Here is an 18,036-nt window from a genome sequence, read left to right as displayed (position 1 = left end):
AGCAATGCGCGTGGTTCAAAGGGGTCGGATCGCCTTTGGTCTTTCGCCTCTCCTGATCTCAAACCCTGCCATTCAGAACAGGCGGGGTCCGAGCAGCGTCAAGGCTTCGTGCCGATGGCGTGCAGAGTGGGCGCACCGCCAATGGAAGGCAGCTTTTCCACCCAGTTGCGCACGCGCTCGGCATCACCCAGGCGGCTGAACTTGCCTGCCGAGTCCAGGAAAACCATGATCAGCTTGCGGCCCGATATCTGGGCCTGCATCACCAGGCAACGACCCGCTTCGGAGATGTAGCCCGTCTTCTGAAGGCCGATGTCCCAAGCCGGGCTTTTCACGAGTCGATTGGTGTTGTTGTACTGCAGCGTGCGGCGCCCCACGGCCACTTCATAGCTGGGAGACGTGGTGAGTTCGCGCAGCATGGGATCGCCATGGGCAATGTTCACCAAGGTGGCCAGATCGCGGGCACTGGACTGGTTATGGCTGGACAGGCCCGTGGGCTCCACATAGCGGGTATCCGTCATGCCCAGCAGCTTCGCCTTCGCGTTCATCTGCGCAACGAAAGCCTCCAGCCCGCCGGGAAAGGTGCGGCCCAGGGCATGGGCTGCCCGGTTTTCGCTGGACATGAGGGCCAGATGCATCATCTCGCCCCGCGTGAGGGTCGTGCCCACGGCCAAGCGGGAACTGCTGAACTTCTCGGTATCCACATCGTCTTGCGTGATGGTGATGGGCTCATCCATCGGCAAGTGGGCCTGCGATACGAGCAGCCCTGTCATCAATTTGGTCAGCGATGCAATCGGCAGAACGGCATGGTCGTTCTTGCTCAGCAGGACTTCGTTGGTCTCCTGGTCGATGACCAAGGCCACGCTGGACTTCAAATCCAGGGGGTCGGTGAGGGAATGCAGGCCTGCAACTTGCCCAAAGGAAAGTTTTTCAGGGACGGCCACCATGCGCGTGGCAGCCTTCACGCTGCGCGCGGATGCGCGGGTGGTGGCCTTGACACGGGTCACGGCTTTGCGAGAAACCACCGTGGCAGAGCGTGCCACAGGACGCTGTTTGGCCGTCGAGGATGCAGCCTGCTTCTTGACCTGCACCTTCTTTCGCTCTGCCGCGTGCACCGAGGTGGCCGTGAGCGCAATGCTCATCGCAAGGAATGCGACGGTGCGAAAAAAACGAGAAGAAGCGCGAGGGCGTACGTGCATCAGAATGCTCCAAGCGGTAAATAGTGTTTGTCAGTGTACAGAATCGAAAAAAGTCGCGCAAGATCAATACCTTGCGCGACCTTTCAATAAAGTGAATGAATTATAAATTCGATGGTCAGCCTTGTGCGGCGACTCGATCGGCTTTACTTTGTAATTTGTTCAACGCACTGATGTAGGCTTTGGCTGACGCGACCACGATGTCGGGGTCTGCGCCCACCCCGTTCACCACCCTGCCGCTGTTCTGCAGCCGCACCGTCACTTCCCCCTGGCTCTCCGTCGAACCGCTGATGGCATTGACCGAATAGAGCACCATTTCGGCCCCGCTCTTGACGTGCGACTCGATGGCCTTGAGTGACGCATCCACAGGCCCATTGCCGTCCGATTGGCCCCGCACCTCCTTGCCGCCCACCGTGAAGACGATGGTGGCCTGCGGGCGCTCGCCGGTTTCGCTGTGCTGTGACAACGATACGAAGCCGTATTGCTCCTGCTCGTTGGCAGCACTTTCACCGCTGACCAGCGCCAGAATGTCTTCGTCGAAGATCTCGCTTTTGCGGTCTGCCAGTTCCTTGAACTTGGCGAAGGCGCTGTTGACATCCGTTTCGCTGTCAAGCTGCACGCCCAATTCAAGCAAACGCTGCTTGAAGGCATTGCGGCCGCTCAGCTTGCCCAGCACGATCTTGTTGGCAGACCAGCCCACATCCTCGGCGCGCATGATCTCGTAAGTGTCGCGAGCCTTCAGCACGCCGTCCTGGTGGATGCCGCTGGCATGCGCGAAAGCGTTGGCGCCCACCACGGCCTTGTTCGGCTGCACGACGAACCCCGTGGTCTGGCTGACCATGCGGCTTGCCGCCACGATGTGCTGGGCATCGATGCCCAGCTCCAGTCCAAAGTAGTCCTTGCGCGTCTTGACGGCCATCACGATCTCTTCCAGCGAGCAGTTGCCTGCCCGCTCGCCCAGCCCGTTGATCGTGCACTCGACCTGGCGGGCACCACCGATCTTCACACCCGCAAGGGAATTCGCCACCGCCATGCCCAGATCGTTATGGCAATGCACCGACCAGATGGCCTTGTCGCTGTTGGGAATCCGCTCCCTCAGGGTTTTGATGAAGTTGCCATACAGTTCGGGAACGGCATAGCCGACGGTGTCGGGCACGTTGATCGTGGTAGCCCCTTCTGCAATCACGGCTTCCAGGACGCGGCACAGGAAATCCATCTCGCTGCGGTAGCCGTCTTCCGGGCTGAACTCGATATCGCCGATCAGGTTGCGGGCGAATCGGACCGACTGTTTGGCCTGCTCCAGCACCTGCTCCGGCGTCATGCGCAGCTTCTTTTCCATGTGCAGCGGGCTCGTCGCAATGAACGTGTGGATGCGCGCGCTGTTGGCCCCCTTCAGCGCTTCCGCCGCGCGCGAAATATCGCGATCGTTCGCTCGGGACAGGGAGCAGATGGTCGAGTCCTTGATGGCTTGTGCGATGGACTGCACCGCCTCGAAATCCCCGTTGGAGCTGGCAGCAAACCCCGCTTCGATCACATCGACCTTGAGACGCTCCAGTTGGCGCGCAATGCGCAGCTTCTCGTCCTTGGTCATGGATGCGCCGGGCGACTGCTCGCCATCGCGCAACGTGGTGTCGAAAATGATCAGCTTGTCTGCCATTGTGTTTCTCCAGAGATGGTGGGGGTCCGCAACGTTGAAATTCTGGCATGCCAAGCAAAAAGGCCCGCTGCGGATGCATACGGGCCTTTTTGCAAGAAGAGCGCCTGTGCGCTACCGTCTCCGCCCGAAAGCGAATAGCGATAGCAGCGGCAGTGCCAACGTTTTCATGCGGCGCAATGTAGCACACCAGCCTCCCGCAGCGGCGCAGTCACTTGTGCAGGCCCCGTTCGTCCGGCTCGTCGGTGGACATGCTGATCACGCTGCTGTGCTGCCCTTTCGCCTTGCGCCACGCATAGACGAAGTATCCGCTCAGGCCATACAGCACGAACACGCTGAACAGCACGGTGGGTGGGTGGATGTTGATGATGGCGATGCCCAGCGCGATCAAAACGATCACGGCGAACGGCACGCTTTTTTTCATCTGGATGTCTTTGAAGCTGTAGAACGGAACATTGGTCACCATCGTGAGGCCCGCATACAGCGTGAAGCCGAACATGGTCCACGTCACCTGCGACCAGCTCATCCAGCCCGTTTCGCCGCGGCGCACACCCAGTTCCGTCAACAACCAGATGAAGCCGGCCACCAATGCGGCGGCGGCGGGCGATGGCAAGCCTTGAAAGTACCGCTTGTCCACCACACCGGTGTTCACATTGAAACGGGCCAATCGCAGGGCCGCACAGGCGCAATAGACGAAAGCGGCGATCCATCCCCAGCGTCCCAGCCCCTTCAGCGCCCACTCATAGGCAATGAGTGCTGGCGCTGCTCCGAAAGACACCATGTCGGAGAGCGAGTCCATCTGCTCGCCAAAGGCACTCTGCGTATTGGTCATCCGGGCCACGCGCCCGTCCAGGCTGTCGAGAACCATGGCGCAGAACACACCGACGGCCGCAAGGTCGAAGCGGCCATTCATGGCCATCACGATGGCATAGAACCCCCCGAAAAGCGCCGCCAACGTGAACAGATTGGGCAGTATGTAGATGCCTTTTCGCCGCTTGCGCACCACCAGGGGCGTGTCATTGGCGAAATCATTGCCCTCGTGCATCAAAAGAACCTCCAGCGCCCACGCCTTCAGCGCAAACAGCTATCAAAATTAGAGTACCTCTGCCGGATCCCTGCGATCGGCGGACAGCGGAGTGTAGTGCCTGCACACACCACGAGAAGCCAAAGAAAAAGGCCACCGAAGTGGCCTCTCTGCAATCTTGGTGCCCACGGCCGAGACCGCAGGCACGCGGCGGCGATCAGTTGCGGGTCTGGTCCACCAGCTTGTTCTTGGCGATCCAGGGCATCATCGCGCGCAGCTTGTTGCCCACCACTTCGATGCTGTGGTCGGCCGTGTTGCGGCGGCGAGCCGTCATCGATGGATAGTTCAGGCGGCCTTCCTGAATGAACATCTTGGCGTAATCGCCGTTCTGGATGCGCTTCAGGGCGTTGCGCATGGCTTCGCGCGACTGGGCATTGATCACTTCCGGGCCGGTCACGTACTCGCCGAACTCGGCGTTGTTCGAGATCGAGTAGTTCATGTTGGCAATGCCGCCTTCGTAGATCAGGTCCACGATGAGCTTGAGCTCGTGCAGGCACTCGAAATAAGCCATCTCAGGTGCGTAGCCGGCTTCGACCAGGGTTTCGTAACCCATCTTGATCAGCTCGACCGCACCACCGCACAACACGGCCTGTTCGCCGAACAGGTCGGTCTCGGTCTCTTCCTTGAAGTTGGTCTCGATGATGCCGGCCTTGCCGCCACCATTGGCCATGGCGTAGGACAGGGCCAGGTCACGGGCTTTGCCGGACTTGTCCTGATGCACCGCCACCAGATGGGGCACGCCGCCGCCTTGGGTGTAGGTGTTGCGCACGGTGTGGCCGGGAGCCTTGGGAGCCACCATCCAGACATCCAGGTCAGCGCGGGGCACGACCTGGTTGTAATGCACGTTGAACCCGTGCGCGAAGGCCAGCGATGCGCCCTGCTTGATGTTGGGTGCCACATTGTTCGTGTAGACCTCGGCGATCTGCTCGTCGGGTAGCAGAATCATGACGACGTCGGCAGCCTTCACCGCTTCGTTCACTTCCAGCACATTGAGGCCAGCCTTGCCGACCTTGTCCCACGAGGCCCCGCCCTTGCGCAGGCCAACCACGACCTTCACGCCGCTGTCGTTCAGGTTTTGCGCATGGGCATGCCCTTGCGAGCCATAGCCGATGATGGCCACGGTCTTGCCCTTGATCAGGCTCAGGTCACAGTCTTTGTCGTAGAAAACTTTCATGTTGGCTCCAGGTTGAATCGATGAGGGGGTGTTGAAAAAAGGTGAGGAAATAAGCGGAATGGATCAGACACGCAGAATGCGTTCACCGCGGCCAATGCCGCTGGCGCCGGTTCGCACGGTTTCCAGGATGGCGGTGCGGTCGATGGCTTGCAAAAACGCATCGTTCTTGGACTGGTCTCCCGTCAGTTCGACGGTGTAGCTCTTCTCGGTGACGTCGATGATTCGGCCGCGGAAGATGTCTGCCATGCGCTTCATCTCTTCGCGCTCCTTGCCGACGGCACGCACCTTCACCATCATGAGCTCTCGCTCGGTGTAGGCGCCCTCGGTCAGGTCGACCACCTTCACGACTTCGATGAGGCGGTTCAGATGCTTGGTGATTTGCTCGATCACGTCATCGGACCCCGTGGTCTGGATCGTCATGCGCGAAAGCGACGCGTCCTCCGTGGGAGCCACGGTCAGCGATTCGATGTTGTAGCCCCGTGCGGAAAACAGGCCGACGACGCGGGACAGCGCGCCGGGTTCGTTTTCCAGCAGAACGGCAATGATGTGCTTCATGGTGCGGATTCCTCTTTTCGCTGCCCTCCCCTGGCGCCGGTAAGCGCCAGGCTCGGCAGGCAATAGATTCGTCGTTGGAGAAATGCTATTCAAAGAATAGCAGGAAACGCTTTATGGCAAAGCGCTGGCAAGCAATTGGACTTAAAGATCTTCCGATCCCAAAAGCATTTCGGTAATGCCTTTGCCGGACTGAACCATTGGGAAAACGTTCTCCGTCGGATCAGTGCGGAAGTCCATGAAAACCGTGCGGTCCTTGAGCCTGCGTGCCTCACGCAACGCGGGCTCCACGTCTTGCGGCCGTTCGATCAACAGACCCACGTGGCCATAGGCCTCTGCCAGCTTCACGAAGTTGGGCAACGCATCCATGTAGCTGTGGCTGTACCGGCCGGAATATTCGATTTCCTGCCATTGCCGCACCATGCCCAGGTAACGGTTGTTCAACGCGCAGATCTTGATGGGCGTGTTGTATTGCAGGCAGGTGGACAACTCCTGAATGTTCATCTGCACCGAGCCTTCGCCCGTGATGCAGAAAACTTCGGCGTCCGGTTTGGCCAGCTTGATGCCCATGGCGTAAGGAATACCCACGCCCATCGTGCCAAGCCCCCCGGAGTTGATCCAGCGGCGCGGCTCATCGAATCGATAGTACTGAGCCGCCCACATCTGATGCTGGCCCACGTCGGAGGTCACATAGGTGTCGGCGTCCTTGGTCATGTTCCAAAGGGTTTCGACCACGTATTGCGGCTTGATCACCTCGTTGTTGCTGCGATCGTATTTGAGGCATTCACGCTTGCGCCAGCCTTCGATCGTGTCCCACCAGGCAGCCAAGGCACCGGCATCGGCCCGCGTGCTCGATTCGCTCACCATGGTGATCAGCTCCGTCAGCACATCCTTGACGTCGCCAACGATGGGAATATCGACCTTGACGCGCTTGGAGATGCTCGACGGATCGATGTCGATATGGATGATCTTGCGGTCGTTCTGCGCGAAGTGCTTCACGTTGCCGATGACGCGGTCATCGAACCGTGCGCCAACTGCCAGCAGCACGTCGCAGTTCTGCATGGCGTTGTTGGCTTCGATCGTGCCATGCATGCCCAGCATGCCGAGGAACTTGCGATCGCTCGCCGGGTAGGCGCCCAATCCCATCAGGGTATTGGTCACCGGATAACCCAGCATGTCCACCAGCGTGCGCAACTCTTGCGTGGCATTGCCCAGCAAAACGCCACCACCCGTATAGATGTATGGCCGCTTGGCGGTCAGCAGCAACTGCAGCGCCTTGCGGATCTGGCCGCCATGGCCTTTGCGAACAGGGTTGTAGGAGCGCATTTCGACGCTCTGCGGATACCCGTTGTAGGCCACCTTCTTGAAGGAGACGTCTTTCGGGATATCGACCACCACCGGACCAGGCCGGCCGGTGCGGGCGATGTGGAAGGCCTTTTTCATTGTCATGGCCAGATCGCGGGCATCCTTGACGAGGAAATTGTGCTTCACGATGGGGCGCGTGATGCCCACGGTATCGCACTCCTGGAAGGCGTCCAGCCCGATCGCGGCTGTAGGCACCTGTCCGGAGATGATGACCATGGGAATGGAATCCATGTAGGCCGTGGCGATTCCGGTCACTGCATTGGTCAATCCGGGGCCGGAGGTGACGAGGGCGACTCCCACTTCACCAGTGGCACGGGCGTAGCCGTCGGCAGCATGCACTGCAGCCTGCTCGTGGCGCACGAGCACGTGCTGAATAGTCTCTTGCTTGTAGAGCGCGTCGTAGATGTAGAGAACCGCGCCGCCCGGATAGCCCCAGATGAATTGCACGCCTTCGGCCTGCAAAGACTTGATGAGGATTTCGGACCCCATGAGGTCCTGGGACGGGGAATGCGAAGCGCCCTGCGTGGCAGCGGCCGCCGAAGTGATTTCGGCCTTGGAGATTTCCATGATCAACCTTTGCGAATTTCTCTAACGAAAAACCTTGGGTGCCCCTCGTGCGGACTTTTGTGGAGCCGACTTGGAACTTGAGGCTTCGGACATGGGCGAGATGATTGCTGCGCCGGACCGAAACCCGTTTGCCTTTTGAATTGCAGGCCGGATTATGGCACTGCAACATGGATTCTGGGCACGGCAGGCCCAAAAGACTTGAAGTCGATGCGATAAACTCGGCAATCCACGCGCTGGCCTTTGTCGCCAACGAACCCCAAGCCCCGATCAGCGGGCACCTTTGTCTTGGCTACCGAACAAGAACTCTCCAACTTCCTCAAAAGCGTAGAAAAGCGGGCCTACAAGCGCTCGCTCTATCACGTACGCAATGAGGAGTCGGCACTGGACATCGTTCAGGACAGCATGCTCAAACTGGCCGAGCACTATGGTGACAAGCCGGTGGCCGAGTTGCCAATGCTCTTTCAGCGCATTCTGTCCAACTGCACGCTGGACTGGTTTCGGCGCCAGAAGACACGCAATGCGTTGTTTTCCAGCATGAGCGACTTCGAAGGCCCGGGAGAAGACGGCGCAGATTTCGATCTGCTGGAAGCCTATTCGGGTCCCGAAGGAGGCGAGACAGCCCAAAGCGCGGAAGATCTGGTCAGGCGTGCCCAGGTTTTTCATGACATCGAAGCGGAAATTCAAGAGTTGCCGGCCCGTCAACGGGAGGCGTTTTTGATGCGTTACTGGGAAGAGATGGACGTTGCAGAAACGGCGGCTGCGATGGGCTGCTCGGAGGGCAGCGTCAAAACGCACTGTTTTCGTGCCGTCCAGACCCTCAGCAAAGCACTGAAGGCGAAAGGAATCGAACTATGAATTACCAGTCCTCACCCCATCCTGCGGAGATTGCCGCAGAGCGTTTTGCACGCCGTGTGACGGCGCGTCTCTCCGATGGCACGGCCGAGCTTCCCTACGATATTTCCGAACGGCTCCGTGCTGCACGGGTGCAGGCCCTTGCGAAACGCAAGGTGGTGGCGCCGGTGCGACAGACGGCTCCCGCCGTGTTGGCGTCCGGCAACAGCGCGGTGCTGGGCTGGGGTGGCGAGGGCGGCAGCTGGTGGCGCGCACTGGTGTCGGCCGTTCCGATCACCGCTTTGCTCGTCGGGCTGGTCGTCATCAATGTCTCGCAGGACGAAAAAGGGGTGAGCGAAGTGGCAGAGGTGGACGCCGCCTTGCTCACGGACGATCTTCCGCCATCCGCTTATGCCGATCCGGGATTCCTTCAATTCCTCAAGACGTCCGCCAACCCAACCCACTGACCTTATTGCAGATTGCATGCCCACCAGCCCTTTGGATGCCCCCCGCCTGATGCCAGCCGCCGTGCTGGCTTTTGTCTTGCTGGGCGCGCTCGTCGCGGGCGGCTGGCAAGCCTGGACACAGGTGGGGATGGCACCGGTGGCGCCCATGCCGGCCGAGGCGCTGGCCAGCAAACACATAGCCCGCGGGCCGGAGCTTCGGGTTCAGGACCCTGACAGCGCGGGCTCGGGGCCTGTATGGCAATCGTTGACGGCCGCGCAAAAGGAAGCGCTCGCCCCCCTCGCTTCCCGCTGGAACCTGCTCAGCGAAGCGCAAAAACGGCGCTGGATCACGCTGTCGGCGAGCTTTCCCACCTTGTCGCCGCAAGAGCGCGAAAAGATGCTGGGGCGCATGACCGACTGGGCCAACCTCAGCCTTCAGCAGCGCAGTCAGGCCCGCTTGAACTACGCCGCCACCAAGAAACTGGCCGTGGATGACAAGTGGGCCCAGTGGGAAGCGTACCAAGCCCTTCCTACCGAGGAAAAGAAGCAGCTGGCGGCCCGTGCGGCCCCTCGGCCCACCGGCGCGGCCACGGCGATCCGACCCGTGGCCCCTCGCAAGCTGGCCCGCGTTCCTGCCGCCGCAGTCGCGAATGCGAACCGCCCCAATCCCCCCAAGATTCCACCGGTGAGCGAGTTCCATCCGACCCAGGCATTGCCGGTATCGGTCCCCGCGGCCAGTGTGGCGCCCCCAGTGGAAACGGCCCCAATTTCCGTGCCGATCGCTGTTCCGTCGCCCTTGGCGCCGCTGAGCGGCGCAGAGCCGGTGGCCGCCGAGGCAGCCCCCCCTGCCGCCCCGCCCCAGGACAACACCCCGCTCCACCCGCCTCAGTGATACCGCCATGTCTGCTTCTCCGTCTCAGAGCACCATGGTCAGCCATGACGTTTCCCGCGCCGCGATGAACGGCACGACCCCTTCGCTGCGCCGTCGCATGGCTTGCTGGCTCTACGAGGGCATGCTGATGTTCGGGGTGGTGTTCATTGCAGGCTATCTTTTCGGCACGCTCAGCCAGACACGCAATGCGCTGGACAACCGCCATGCCCTCCAGGGATTCCTTTTCGTTGTCTTCGGCATCTATTTCGTTTGGTTCTGGGCCAGAGGACAGACGCTGGCCATGAAGACCTGGCACATCCGGGTGGTGGACCGGCTGGGACGGCCCATCACGCAGACCCGGGCCCTCGCGCGTTACGCGCTGAGCTGGCTGTGGTTTTTGCCGCCGCTGGCGGCCATGGCGCCATTCCAGCTGTCCGGTGGCGAGTCGGCGGTGATTCTGCTGGGATGGGTGGCGGTCTGGGCGTTGTTGAGCCGCTTTCAGCCGGAGCGGCAGTTCTGGCACGACATCTGGGCCGGCACACGGCTCGTGCATTTCGAACACGCCAAAAAGTAAGCCGACAACTTCTTTCGCCGGAGGCGATAACTGCCACACAGGCCGGCGAAAATGCCTGGCCTATGTCTGCCCCCTTCACACCCCACCCCCACAAAGCCCGCACCGGCCTGCACCGCCTGTGGCATGCCGGACAGTATTCGTTGCAGGGCCTTCAGGCCGGATGGGGCGAGAAGGCTTTTCGGCTGGAGGCATGCATGGCCTTCGTGCTGCTGCCCGCAGCATTCTGGCTGGGCCGTGGCTGGTTGGAGGTCGCAGTGCTCGCCGGCACGGTGATTCTGGTGCTGATCACCGAACTGCTCAACTCCGGCATCGAATCCGCCATCGATCGCATCGGCCCCGAGTTGCACGATTTGTCCAAACGCGCCAAGGACATGGGCAGCGCTGCCGTCTTGTTGAGTGTGTTGCTGTGCTCAGGCGTCTGGGCTGCAGCCCTGTTTCAGAGGTTTTTCCATGGCTGAGCCGTCTTTTTCCCTGTGCGTCTATCTGGGTTCGCGCCCGGGCGAGAATCCGTTGTTCACCGAATCGGCCATCGCCGTCGGCGAATGGATCGGCCGCCATGGCGGCCAGCTGGTCTACGGCGGCGGTCGCAGCGGCCTGATGGGTACGGTGGCCGAGGCCACACGGCGCGCGGGTGGTCGCGTGCTGGGCGTGATTCCCCGAGCGCTCGTGGACAAGGAACTGGCCAACCGGGATTGCGATGAACTGCACATCGTCGAGACGATGCACGAGCGCAAGGCCATGATGGCCGAGCGCTGCAACGCGTTCCTGGCCCTTCCAGGCGGCATCGGAACGTTCGAAGAGCTGTTCGAGGTGTGGACGTGGCGCCAACTCGGCTACCACGACAAGCCCATCGGCCTGCTGAATGTGGATGGCTACTACGACGGTCTGATGGCGTTTCTGCAGACCAGCGTGGCCAGCGGGCTCATGAGCGACTGGCAGATGGGGCTGATGACGGCCTCCTCCGACCGCGAAAGCCTCCTGCAGTCCTTGGTCGAGGCCGCCGGCACGCAGGCCGCGCAGCCGGTTCCACTGCGGACGGTGATCTGATGCGCCGGGGGTGAATCTCGCCGGGCCTACCGGCAACGACCGTGCTGCCACCCAGGCGCGGCATCGACCATCAGACGGCGGCTTCGTCCAGGTCGCCCGTGCGGATGCGCACCACACGCTCCACGGCGGTGACGAAGATCTTGCCGTCGCCGATCTTGCCCGTGCGCGCCACGTTGACGATGGCGTCCACGCAGCGGTCCACGTCGTCGGTCTTCACGACCACTTCCACCTTCACCTTGGGCAAAAAATCCACCACGTACTCGGCGCCACGGTACAGCTCGGTGTGGCCCTTCTGGCGGCCAAAACCCTTCACTTCGGTGACAGTGAGGCCCGTCACGCCGCACTCGGCCAGGGCTTCGCGGACTTCTTCGAGTTTGAAGGGCTTGATGACGGCGGTGATCATTTTCATGGCGGAAACTCCTGGAAAGGTGAAATGCGAGGGATGCTCAAGGCCGCGTCGTCGTCGATCGCTCACGCCCGGAAACGGTTGGTGATGGGATAGCGCCAATCCTTGCCGAAGCTGCGGCGGCTGATGCGGATACCCACCGGCGCCTGGCGGCGCTTGTATTCATTGAGCTGGATGAGGCGCGTCACGCGCTCCACGTCGGCCCGGTCGTAGCCGGCCTGCACGATGGCATCGATAGGCTCATCGTTCTCCATGTACCGGGCGACGATCGCGTCGAGCACCTCGTAGGGCGGCAGGCTGTCCTGATCCTTCTGGTCGGGGCGCAACTCGGCGCTCGGCGGGCGCGTGATGATCCGTTCGGGAATGGGCTGCGCGCCGGTTCCGAAGGGGTCGTTGGCATTGCGCCAGCGCGCCAGCGAGAACACGGCCGTCTTGGCCACGTCCTTGATGACGGCAAAGCCTCCTGCCATGTCGCCGTAGAGCGTGCAGTAGCCCGTCGCCATCTCGCTCTTGTTGCCGGTGGTGAGCACCACCGCACCGAATTTGTTGGACAGCGCCATGAGCAACGTGCCGCGGATGCGCGCCTGCAGGTTTTCCTCGGTGGTGTCTTCGGGCAGGCCGGCGAACTCCTGGGCCAGCGCGGCCTTGAACGCCTCGAATTGCGGGGCGATCGAGATTTCGTCGTAGCGCACGCCCAGGCGCTCGGCCATGTCGCGCGCGTCAATCCAGCTGATGTCCGCGGTGTAGGGCGAGGGCATCATCACGGCGCGCACTTTGTCGGCGCCCAGCGCATCCACGGCGATGGCCAGGACCAGCGCGGAATCGATGCCACCCGACAGCCCCAGCAGCGCGCCGGGAAAGCTGTTCTTGCCGACATAGTCGCGCACGCCCATGACCAGCGCGCTCCACAGATCGGACTCCAGCGCGGGCAGCGGCGCGACCTCGGCCTTCAATTCGATCGCACCCTGCGCGACGTCCACGCGGACCGGAAAGCAGGCTTCCTCGAAGCCCGGCGCGCGCGCGGCCACGAAACCGTTGGACTGCAGGGCGAAGGAGCGCCCTTCGAAGAGCACCTCGTCCTGGCCACCGACCAGGTGGGCATAGACCAGCGGCAGGCCGGTCTCCGTGACCCGCTCGCGCATGATCTGCTCGCGCTCGGCGCTTTTGCCCAGGTGGAACGGTGACGCGTTGATGGTGACCAGCAACTGCGCCCCCGCCTGCGCCGCCCGGCGGGCGGGGCCTTCGAACCAGGCGTCCTCGCAGATCAGCAGGCCGACGCGCACACCCTCCACGTCGAAGATGCAAGAGCCGTCGCCCGGCAAGAAGTAGCGCCGCTCGTCGAACACGTCGTAGTTCGGCAGTTCCTGCTTGAGGTAGGTCTGCTCGACCACCCCGTTGCGCAGCACGCTGGCTGCGTTGTAGCAAAGGCCTTCGCCATCCGCTTCGGCCCGCTGCGGATGGCCGACCACGATGGCCAAGCCCTCGAATCGCGCCGTTTCTTGCGCCACCGTTGCCAGCGCACCCTCGCAACCCGACAGGAAGGCGGGCCGAAGGTAGAGGTCTTCGGCGGCATAGCCGCACAGCGACAACTCGGGCGTGAGCAGCAGGCGCGCGCCGGCCGCATGGGCTTGCTGGGCGCAGGCGATGATCTTGCGGGCATTGCCCGGCAGATCGCCCACCACGAAATTGAGCTGGGCGACGCTGATGACGAATGGCATACGGGGATGGAAAAAGGACTCGGACGATTATGTCACCCGTGTCACGCACGGCAGCACCTCGTGCCACAAGGCCCTGCGTTATCCCCGCGGGCACTGGAAAACTCTGTGGATAAGTCGTGGCTTGCCCTGTAAGGCGAGCCTAAGTCCTTATCAGGGCTGAAGGAATGTCCCCGTGCCCTCTTTTTAGGCACTCGCACTGGTGTGGATGCCATACCCGCCCCGCGGCGGCGCAGCCCGGTTTGGGCCATGATGGCGGCCACCTTCCAACGACCGCACGCCGCCTTGTCCCAACCCGCCGATACCGCCTACGTCCTGCGCCTGCATCCGTCTCCTGACGACGTGGACGCCGATGCCTGGGACGCGCTCCTGGCCGCCCAGCCCCACGCCACCCCCTTCATGCGCCACGCCTACCTTGCGGCGCTGCACAGCAGCGGCAGCGCGGTGCCGGAAACCGGCTGGACGCCCGTGTTCTGCACGCTCTGGCGGGAGGAGGTGCTGCAGGGCGCGTGCGCGGTGTATGCCAAGCCGCACTCCTACGGCGAGTACGTGTTCGACCAGGGCTGGGCGGGCGCCTATGCGCGCCACGGCATGGACTACTACCCCAAGGCCGTCGTGGCCGTGCCCTTCACCCCCGTGCCCGGCGCGCGGCTGCTGGCCGTGGACGCAGCGGCGCGGCATGCGCTGGTACGGGCGCTGGTGCAGTGGTGCGACGAGGCGGGCCTGTCGTCGCTGCATCTGCTGTTCACCGCGCCGCAGGACGTCGAGGCCGCGCAGGCGGCGGGGCTGATGCTGCGGCACACGGTGCAGTTCCATTGGACGAACGCGGCGCACCCGTCCGGGAGCGAGGGGCCTGGGCCGATGGCCGACGCGAGCGGCGAAGCGCCCTCGCCTGCCGGCGAACGGCCGTTCGAATCCTTCGACCATTTCCTGGCGAGTCTGTCGCAGGACAAGCGCAAGAAGATCCGGCAGGAGCGGCGCCGGGTAGCCGACGCGGGCGTGGCGTTTCGCTGGATGCGGGGCACTGACATCAAGACAGCCGACTGGGATTTCTTCTATCGCTGCTACGAGCGCACCTATCTGGAGCACGGCAACCCGCCCTACCTCACGCGCGAATTCTTCGCCCGCATGGCCGCCGACATGCCCGAGGCCTGGGTGCTGTTCATCGCCGAACGCGACGGATGCCCCATTGCTAGCAGTTTGATAGCAGTCGGGGCAAACGATACTAGGGCACAAGGCACAAAAGACCCGGAACTGGTGGCATTCGGCCGCTACTGGGGAGCGCTGGAGCGGGTGGACTGCCTGCATTTCGAGGCCTGCTACTACCAGCCGCTGCAGTGGTGCATCGCGCATGGCGTGCAGCGCTTTGAGGGCGGAGCGCAGGGCGAGCACAAGATGGCACGGGCCCTGCTGCCGGTGCAGGCCACGAGCGCCCACTGGCTCGCCCATCCCGCTTTTGCCGAGGCGGTGGACCGGTTCCTGGAGCGCGAGGGAGAAGGCGTAGCGCAGTACCTGGAGGAACTGCAGTCGCGCAACCCGTTCAAGACGGGCCGGTGACCCGAAGCGCCCGGCCAGAACTGAGCCCGTGGCGGCGGCACAGCCCGGGATCAGGAGCCCAAAGCCCCTCCAGCGCAATATCTACTAGGGCATATCGCTACAAAAAATATAGCAAACGCTGCTGACCTTGGCAGCGGGCTACGCCACGGCAGCCGAGCGCACCAGCCCCATCTCGGCGCTGCTGAGCAGGGATTCGATGTCCATCATGATAAGCATGCGCTCGCCGACGCTGGCAATGCCGGTCACGAAGGCCGAGTCCACCTCGCCCTGGAACTGCGGCGCGGGCCGGATGGCCTCGGCCTGCAGGGGAACCACGTCGGCCACCGCATCCACGACGGCGCCCATCACCGTGCCGCCCACGTTGAGGATGATGACGACGGTGAAATCGGTGTACTCGGCCTGCGCGCAACGCAGCTTCAGCCGCAGATCGACGATGGGGACGATCACGCCGCGCAGATCGATCACGCCCTTGATGAAGTCCGGCGCGTGGGCCATGCGGGTGGGTTGCTCGTACGAGCGGATTTCCTGCACGCGCAGGATGTCGATGCCGTATTCCTCCTGCCCCAGACGGAAGGTGAGGTACTCCGCTGCGTTGGCGGCGGCACCCGTGGCATGGCGGGGAGAGGCGGAAGCGGGGGTCGACAGCATGGCAGGTCCTTCACAGATCAGGGTTCAGCACGCGCAGACGACCGTCTGGCGCGCGCGGCAATGGGCCAGCATATCAGCCACGCTGTTACTTGTGCTGACATTTAGCCGATTTCACCTATTCAAAGAAGGCCATTGCTGTGCTAGCAACGGCCTGCCCTCGGGCTTCGGCAGCGCTGGTGGTGGTTTCCTGCGGCGGGCCGGCGGGAAGCCCGTGGGCCTTCAAGAACCGGGCCGACTGCCGGCCCTGTCCGGCGTGCCGACAGGACGGCCTCAGGCCGGCAGCAACGTGACGCCCGTCTTGGCCTGCAGCGCTTCGAAAGTCACGCCCGGCGCGAGTTCGACGACTTGCAACCCTTTGGGCGTGACGTCCATCACTGCCAGGTCGGTGATGATGCGGTCCACCACGCCCACGCCGGTGAGGGGCAGCGTGCACTGGGGCAGGATCTTGAGGTCTTCGGTGCCGTCCTTCTTGCGCGCCACATGCTCCATGAGCACGATGACGCGCTTGACGCCGGCCACCAGGTCCATCGCACCGCCCATGCCCTTGACCATCTTGCCGGGGATCATCCAGTTGGCCAGATCGCCCTTCTCGCTCACCTGCATGGCGCCAAGGATCGACAAGTTGATCTTGCCGCCCCGGATCATGGCGAACGACTGGTCGCTGCCGAAGATAGAGGAGCCCTTGATGGTGGTGACGGTCTGCTTGCCGGCATTGATGAGGTCGGCGTCCACGGCGTCTTCGGTGGGGAACGGGCCGATGCCCAGCATGCCGTTCTCGGACTGCAGCCACACTTCCTTGTCGCCCGTGAAATTGGCCACCAGCGTGGGGATGCCGATCCCCAGGTTCACGTAGAAGCCGTCTTCGAGTTCTTGCGCCGCGCGCGCGGCCATCTGGTCTTGGGTCCAGGGCATCTCAGGCTCCTTCTTTCTTGTTGACGGGCACCGTCACCGTAGGCACGGCTTCGCTGGTGGCAGCAGCCTGCGCGATCACGGCCTGGGCCTCCACCTTGGCGGCGGCGGCATCGACGGGCGCGGCGGTCACGGTGCGCTTTTCGATGCGCTTTTCAGGGTTGGGGTTGTGCACGATGCGGTGCACGTAGATGCCGGGCAGGTGCACGTCGTCCGGCGCGATGTCGCCCGTCTCCACGACCTCTTCCACTTCGACGATGCAGACCTTGCCGGCCGTGGCGGCCGCGGGGTTGAAGTTGCGCGCGGTCAGGCGGAACTGCAGGTTGCCAGACTTGTCGGCGCGCCAGGCCTTGACGAGCGACACATCGGGTACCAGCGAGCGCTCCATCACATAGGTTTCGCCGTCGAATTCGCGCAGTTCCTTGCCCTCTGCCACCATGGTGCCGACGCCGGTCTTGGTGAAGAAGGCCGGAATGCCGGCGCCTCCTGCCCGCAGCTTCTCGGCCAGCGTGCCCTGTGGGGTGAATTCCAGCTCCAGCTCGCCGGCGAGGTATTGGCGCTCGAATTCCTTGTTCTCGCCCACGTAGGAAGAGATCATCTTCTTGATCTGGCGCGTTTCCAGCAGCTTGCCGAGGCCGAAGCCGTCCACGCCGGCGTTGTTGGAGATGACGGTGAGGTCCTTGACGCCGCTGTCGCGCAGGGCGTCGATCAGCGCCTCGGGAATGCCGCAGAGCCCGAAGCCGCCGACGGCCAGCATCTGGCCGCCGGCCACGACGCCCTTGAGCGCCTCGGCCGCGGTGGGAAAAAGCTTGTTCATTGGAGACTCCTCAACATCAGGTTGGATGGCCGCTACGATACTACGTACCCCGCTACGTAGTTCTCCCTAAATACTTCCATGGATGTCGCCGATTACCGCCTCGCTTTCGAAATGGCCCCGGTGGGTCTGGTCATTTCGCGCAACCGCACCATGGTCGATTGCAATCGCCAGGTGTGCGAGATGTTCGGCGCCTCGCGCGAGGTGCTGATCGGCCAGTCCTTCCGGATTCTCTATCCCAGCGCGGACGAATACGAACGCCTGGGCAAGCACATGGAGCCCATCCTGAATGCGCGGGGCCACTATGCCGACAACCGCATCATGAAGCGGGCCAGCGGCGAGGTGTTCTGGTGCCATGTCTCGGGCCGGGCGCTCAACCGCGAGGCTCCTCATGAATCGGGCATCTGGAGTTTCGAAGACCTCAGCTCGCAGCGGTCCGTCAAGGCCGAACTGACCGGCCGCGAGCGCGAGGTGGCGGCGCGGCTGCTGGACGGCCTGACCTCCAAGGAGATCGGCCGCGCGCTCGACATCAGCCACCGCACGGTGGAGATCTACCGCGCGCGCCTCATGCGCAAATACGCAGCCTCCACAGCGGCCGATCTGGTGCAGAAGCTGATGGCAGGATGACG

The 18,036-nt window shown here is 62.9% G+C and carries 19 protein-coding genes; 8 read left to right on the top strand and 11 right to left on the bottom strand.

Translation table 11 applies throughout. The features are described from left to right. Window positions 1–98: 98 nt before the first annotated feature. The 6 genes from AVTE2539_RS17555 to AVTE2539_RS17530 all read right to left on the bottom strand — a co-directional run bounded on the left by AVTE2539_RS17555 (window position 99) and on the right by AVTE2539_RS17530 (window position 7,589). Window positions 99–1,196 carry a serine hydrolase gene (locus tag AVTE2539_RS17555; RefSeq protein ID WP_272569464.1) on the bottom strand — a complete coding sequence of 366 codons (1,098 nt, stop codon included), beginning with the start codon at window positions 1,194–1,196 and terminating at the stop codon, window positions 99–101. Window positions 1,197–1,311: 115 nt separating this feature from the next. Continuing rightward, window positions 1,312–2,850 carry a 2-isopropylmalate synthase gene (locus AVTE2539_RS17550; protein ID WP_284412440.1) on the bottom strand — a complete coding sequence of 513 codons (1,539 nt, stop codon included), beginning with the start codon at window positions 2,848–2,850 and terminating at the stop codon, window positions 1,312–1,314. A gap of 208 nt (window positions 2,851–3,058) precedes the next feature. Continuing rightward, on the bottom strand, window positions 3,059–3,892 hold the full coding sequence (gene pssA, locus AVTE2539_RS17545; RefSeq protein WP_272569462.1) for a CDP-diacylglycerol--serine O-phosphatidyltransferase: 834 nt from the start codon (window positions 3,890–3,892) through the stop codon (window positions 3,059–3,061). A 196-nt stretch (window positions 3,893–4,088) separates the two neighbouring features. Further along, window positions 4,089–5,105: a ketol-acid reductoisomerase gene (ilvC, locus tag AVTE2539_RS17540; protein WP_272569461.1), complete on the bottom strand. Its 1,017-nt coding sequence runs from the start codon at window positions 5,103–5,105 to the stop codon at window positions 4,089–4,091. Window positions 5,106–5,168: 63 nt separating this feature from the next. After that, window positions 5,169–5,660, bottom strand: coding sequence for an acetolactate synthase small subunit (gene ilvN, locus AVTE2539_RS17535; protein ID WP_092743827.1), 492 nt, complete (start codon window positions 5,658–5,660; stop codon window positions 5,169–5,171). Between the two features lie 141 nt (window positions 5,661–5,801). Continuing rightward, entirely contained in the window at window positions 5,802–7,589 is a 1,788-nt protein-coding gene (locus tag AVTE2539_RS17530) for an acetolactate synthase 3 catalytic subunit (RefSeq protein WP_284412439.1), read from the bottom strand. Window positions 7,590–7,874: 285 nt separating this feature from the next. On the opposite strand from AVTE2539_RS17530, the gene AVTE2539_RS17525 reads away from it, so the two are divergent. The 6 genes from AVTE2539_RS17525 to AVTE2539_RS17500 all read left to right on the top strand — a co-directional run bounded on the left by AVTE2539_RS17525 (window position 7,875) and on the right by AVTE2539_RS17500 (window position 11,358). After that, the gene (locus AVTE2539_RS17525; RefSeq protein WP_272569459.1) at window positions 7,875–8,444 is read left to right on the top strand and encodes an RNA polymerase sigma factor; all 570 of its coding nucleotides are present in this window, start codon (window positions 7,875–7,877) and stop codon (window positions 8,442–8,444) included. After that, window positions 8,441–8,887, top strand: coding sequence for a DUF3619 family protein (locus AVTE2539_RS17520; protein ID WP_284412438.1), 447 nt, complete (start codon window positions 8,441–8,443; stop codon window positions 8,885–8,887). The genes AVTE2539_RS17525 and AVTE2539_RS17520 overlap by 4 nt, the downstream gene beginning before the upstream one ends. Before the next feature lie 16 nt (window positions 8,888–8,903). Continuing rightward, complete coding sequence (locus tag AVTE2539_RS17515; protein WP_284412437.1) at window positions 8,904–9,758, top strand: DUF3106 domain-containing protein; 855 nt, start codon at window positions 8,904–8,906, stop codon at window positions 9,756–9,758. 34 nt (window positions 9,759–9,792) lie between these two features. Then, complete coding sequence (locus tag AVTE2539_RS17510) at window positions 9,793–10,311, top strand: RDD family protein (protein WP_284412520.1); 519 nt, start codon at window positions 9,793–9,795, stop codon at window positions 10,309–10,311. A gap of 62 nt (window positions 10,312–10,373) precedes the next feature. Further along, window positions 10,374–10,769: a diacylglycerol kinase gene (locus tag AVTE2539_RS17505; protein WP_284412436.1), complete on the top strand. Its 396-nt coding sequence runs from the start codon at window positions 10,374–10,376 to the stop codon at window positions 10,767–10,769. Then, window positions 10,762–11,358 carry an LOG family protein gene (locus AVTE2539_RS17500; RefSeq protein WP_272569454.1) on the top strand — a complete coding sequence of 199 codons (597 nt, stop codon included), beginning with the start codon at window positions 10,762–10,764 and terminating at the stop codon, window positions 11,356–11,358. The genes AVTE2539_RS17505 and AVTE2539_RS17500 overlap by 8 nt, the downstream gene beginning before the upstream one ends. A gap of 70 nt (window positions 11,359–11,428) precedes the next feature. Here AVTE2539_RS17500 and AVTE2539_RS17495 read toward each other — a convergent pair whose 3' ends face one another. Both AVTE2539_RS17495 and AVTE2539_RS17490 read right to left on the bottom strand, forming a co-directional pair. Further along, a complete protein-coding gene (locus AVTE2539_RS17495) occupies window positions 11,429–11,767 on the bottom strand; it encodes a P-II family nitrogen regulator (RefSeq protein WP_092743842.1) in 339 nt (112 codons plus the stop codon). A gap of 62 nt (window positions 11,768–11,829) precedes the next feature. Then, window positions 11,830–13,482, bottom strand: coding sequence for an NAD+ synthase (locus tag AVTE2539_RS17490; RefSeq protein ID WP_284406869.1), 1,653 nt, complete (start codon window positions 13,480–13,482; stop codon window positions 11,830–11,832). 249 nt (window positions 13,483–13,731) lie between these two features. On the opposite strand from AVTE2539_RS17490, the gene AVTE2539_RS17485 reads away from it, so the two are divergent. Beyond that, a complete protein-coding gene (locus AVTE2539_RS17485) occupies window positions 13,732–15,036 on the top strand; it encodes a GNAT family N-acetyltransferase (RefSeq protein ID WP_502868938.1) in 1,305 nt (434 codons plus the stop codon). 138 nt (window positions 15,037–15,174) lie between these two features. Here AVTE2539_RS17485 and AVTE2539_RS17480 read toward each other — a convergent pair whose 3' ends face one another. The 3 genes from AVTE2539_RS17480 to AVTE2539_RS17470 form a co-directional block, all read right to left on the bottom strand. Beyond that, on the bottom strand, window positions 15,175–15,684 hold the full coding sequence (locus AVTE2539_RS17480; protein ID WP_272569450.1) for a chemotaxis protein CheW: 510 nt from the start codon (window positions 15,682–15,684) through the stop codon (window positions 15,175–15,177). 270 nt (window positions 15,685–15,954) lie between these two features. Beyond that, a complete protein-coding gene (locus AVTE2539_RS17475) occupies window positions 15,955–16,596 on the bottom strand; it encodes a 3-oxoacid CoA-transferase subunit B (protein ID WP_284400194.1) in 642 nt (213 codons plus the stop codon). A 1-nt stretch (window position 16,597) separates the two neighbouring features. After that, window positions 16,598–17,410: a CoA transferase subunit A gene (locus tag AVTE2539_RS17470; protein WP_284412434.1), complete on the bottom strand. Its 813-nt coding sequence runs from the start codon at window positions 17,408–17,410 to the stop codon at window positions 16,598–16,600. A gap of 78 nt (window positions 17,411–17,488) precedes the next feature. Between AVTE2539_RS17470 and AVTE2539_RS17465 the strand changes: the two genes are divergently transcribed. Continuing rightward, the gene (locus AVTE2539_RS17465; protein WP_272569447.1) at window positions 17,489–18,034 is read left to right on the top strand and encodes a PAS and helix-turn-helix domain-containing protein; all 546 of its coding nucleotides are present in this window, start codon (window positions 17,489–17,491) and stop codon (window positions 18,032–18,034) included. The last annotated feature ends 2 nt before the right edge of the window (window positions 18,035–18,036 follow it).

It is taken from the genome of Acidovorax sp. SUPP2539, from assembly GCF_030158975.1.
Taxonomy (GTDB): Bacteria; Pseudomonadota; Gammaproteobacteria; order Burkholderiales; family Burkholderiaceae_C; genus Paracidovorax.
This window is presented reverse-complemented; position numbering and strand designations above follow the sequence as displayed.

What these genes read in the sequence shown, in the direction of transcription:
- AVTE2539_RS17520 (WP_284412438.1), top strand. Translation starts at nt 8,441, where the DNA reads ATGAATTACCAGTCCTCACCCCATCCTGCGGAGATTGCCGCAGAGCGT.
- ilvC (WP_272569461.1), bottom strand. Translation starts at nt 5,105, where the DNA reads ATGAAAGTTTTCTACGACAAAGACTGTGACCTGAGCCTGATCAAGGGC.
- AVTE2539_RS17505 (WP_284412436.1), top strand. Translation starts at nt 10,374, where the DNA reads ATGTCTGCCCCCTTCACACCCCACCCCCACAAAGCCCGCACCGGCCTG.
- ilvN (WP_092743827.1), bottom strand. Translation starts at nt 5,660, where the DNA reads ATGAAGCACATCATTGCCGTTCTGCTGGAAAACGAACCCGGCGCGCTG.
- AVTE2539_RS17530 (WP_284412439.1), bottom strand. Translation starts at nt 7,589, where the DNA reads ATGGAAATCTCCAAGGCCGAAATCACTTCGGCGGCCGCTGCCACGCAG.
- AVTE2539_RS17470 (WP_284412434.1), bottom strand. Translation starts at nt 17,410, where the DNA reads ATGAACAAGCTTTTTCCCACCGCGGCCGAGGCGCTCAAGGGCGTCGTG.
- AVTE2539_RS17475 (WP_284400194.1), bottom strand. Translation starts at nt 16,596, where the DNA reads ATGCCCTGGACCCAAGACCAGATGGCCGCGCGCGCGGCGCAAGAACTC.
- AVTE2539_RS17495 (WP_092743842.1), bottom strand. Translation starts at nt 11,767, where the DNA reads ATGAAAATGATCACCGCCGTCATCAAGCCCTTCAAACTCGAAGAAGTC.
- AVTE2539_RS17550 (WP_284412440.1), bottom strand. Translation starts at nt 2,850, where the DNA reads ATGGCAGACAAGCTGATCATTTTCGACACCACGTTGCGCGATGGCGAG.
- AVTE2539_RS17555 (WP_272569464.1), bottom strand. Translation starts at nt 1,196, where the DNA reads ATGCACGTACGCCCTCGCGCTTCTTCTCGTTTTTTTCGCACCGTCGCA.
- AVTE2539_RS17480 (WP_272569450.1), bottom strand. Translation starts at nt 15,684, where the DNA reads ATGCTGTCGACCCCCGCTTCCGCCTCTCCCCGCCATGCCACGGGTGCC.
- AVTE2539_RS17500 (WP_272569454.1), top strand. Translation starts at nt 10,762, where the DNA reads ATGGCTGAGCCGTCTTTTTCCCTGTGCGTCTATCTGGGTTCGCGCCCG.
- AVTE2539_RS17465 (WP_272569447.1), top strand. Translation starts at nt 17,489, where the DNA reads ATGGATGTCGCCGATTACCGCCTCGCTTTCGAAATGGCCCCGGTGGGT.
- AVTE2539_RS17515 (WP_284412437.1), top strand. Translation starts at nt 8,904, where the DNA reads ATGCCCACCAGCCCTTTGGATGCCCCCCGCCTGATGCCAGCCGCCGTG.
- AVTE2539_RS17490 (WP_284406869.1), bottom strand. Translation starts at nt 13,482, where the DNA reads ATGCCATTCGTCATCAGCGTCGCCCAGCTCAATTTCGTGGTGGGCGAT.
- pssA (WP_272569462.1), bottom strand. Translation starts at nt 3,892, where the DNA reads ATGCACGAGGGCAATGATTTCGCCAATGACACGCCCCTGGTGGTGCGC.
- AVTE2539_RS17485 (WP_502868938.1), top strand. Translation starts at nt 13,732, where the DNA reads ATGGCGGCCACCTTCCAACGACCGCACGCCGCCTTGTCCCAACCCGCC.
- AVTE2539_RS17510 (WP_284412520.1), top strand. Translation starts at nt 9,793, where the DNA reads ATGGTCAGCCATGACGTTTCCCGCGCCGCGATGAACGGCACGACCCCT.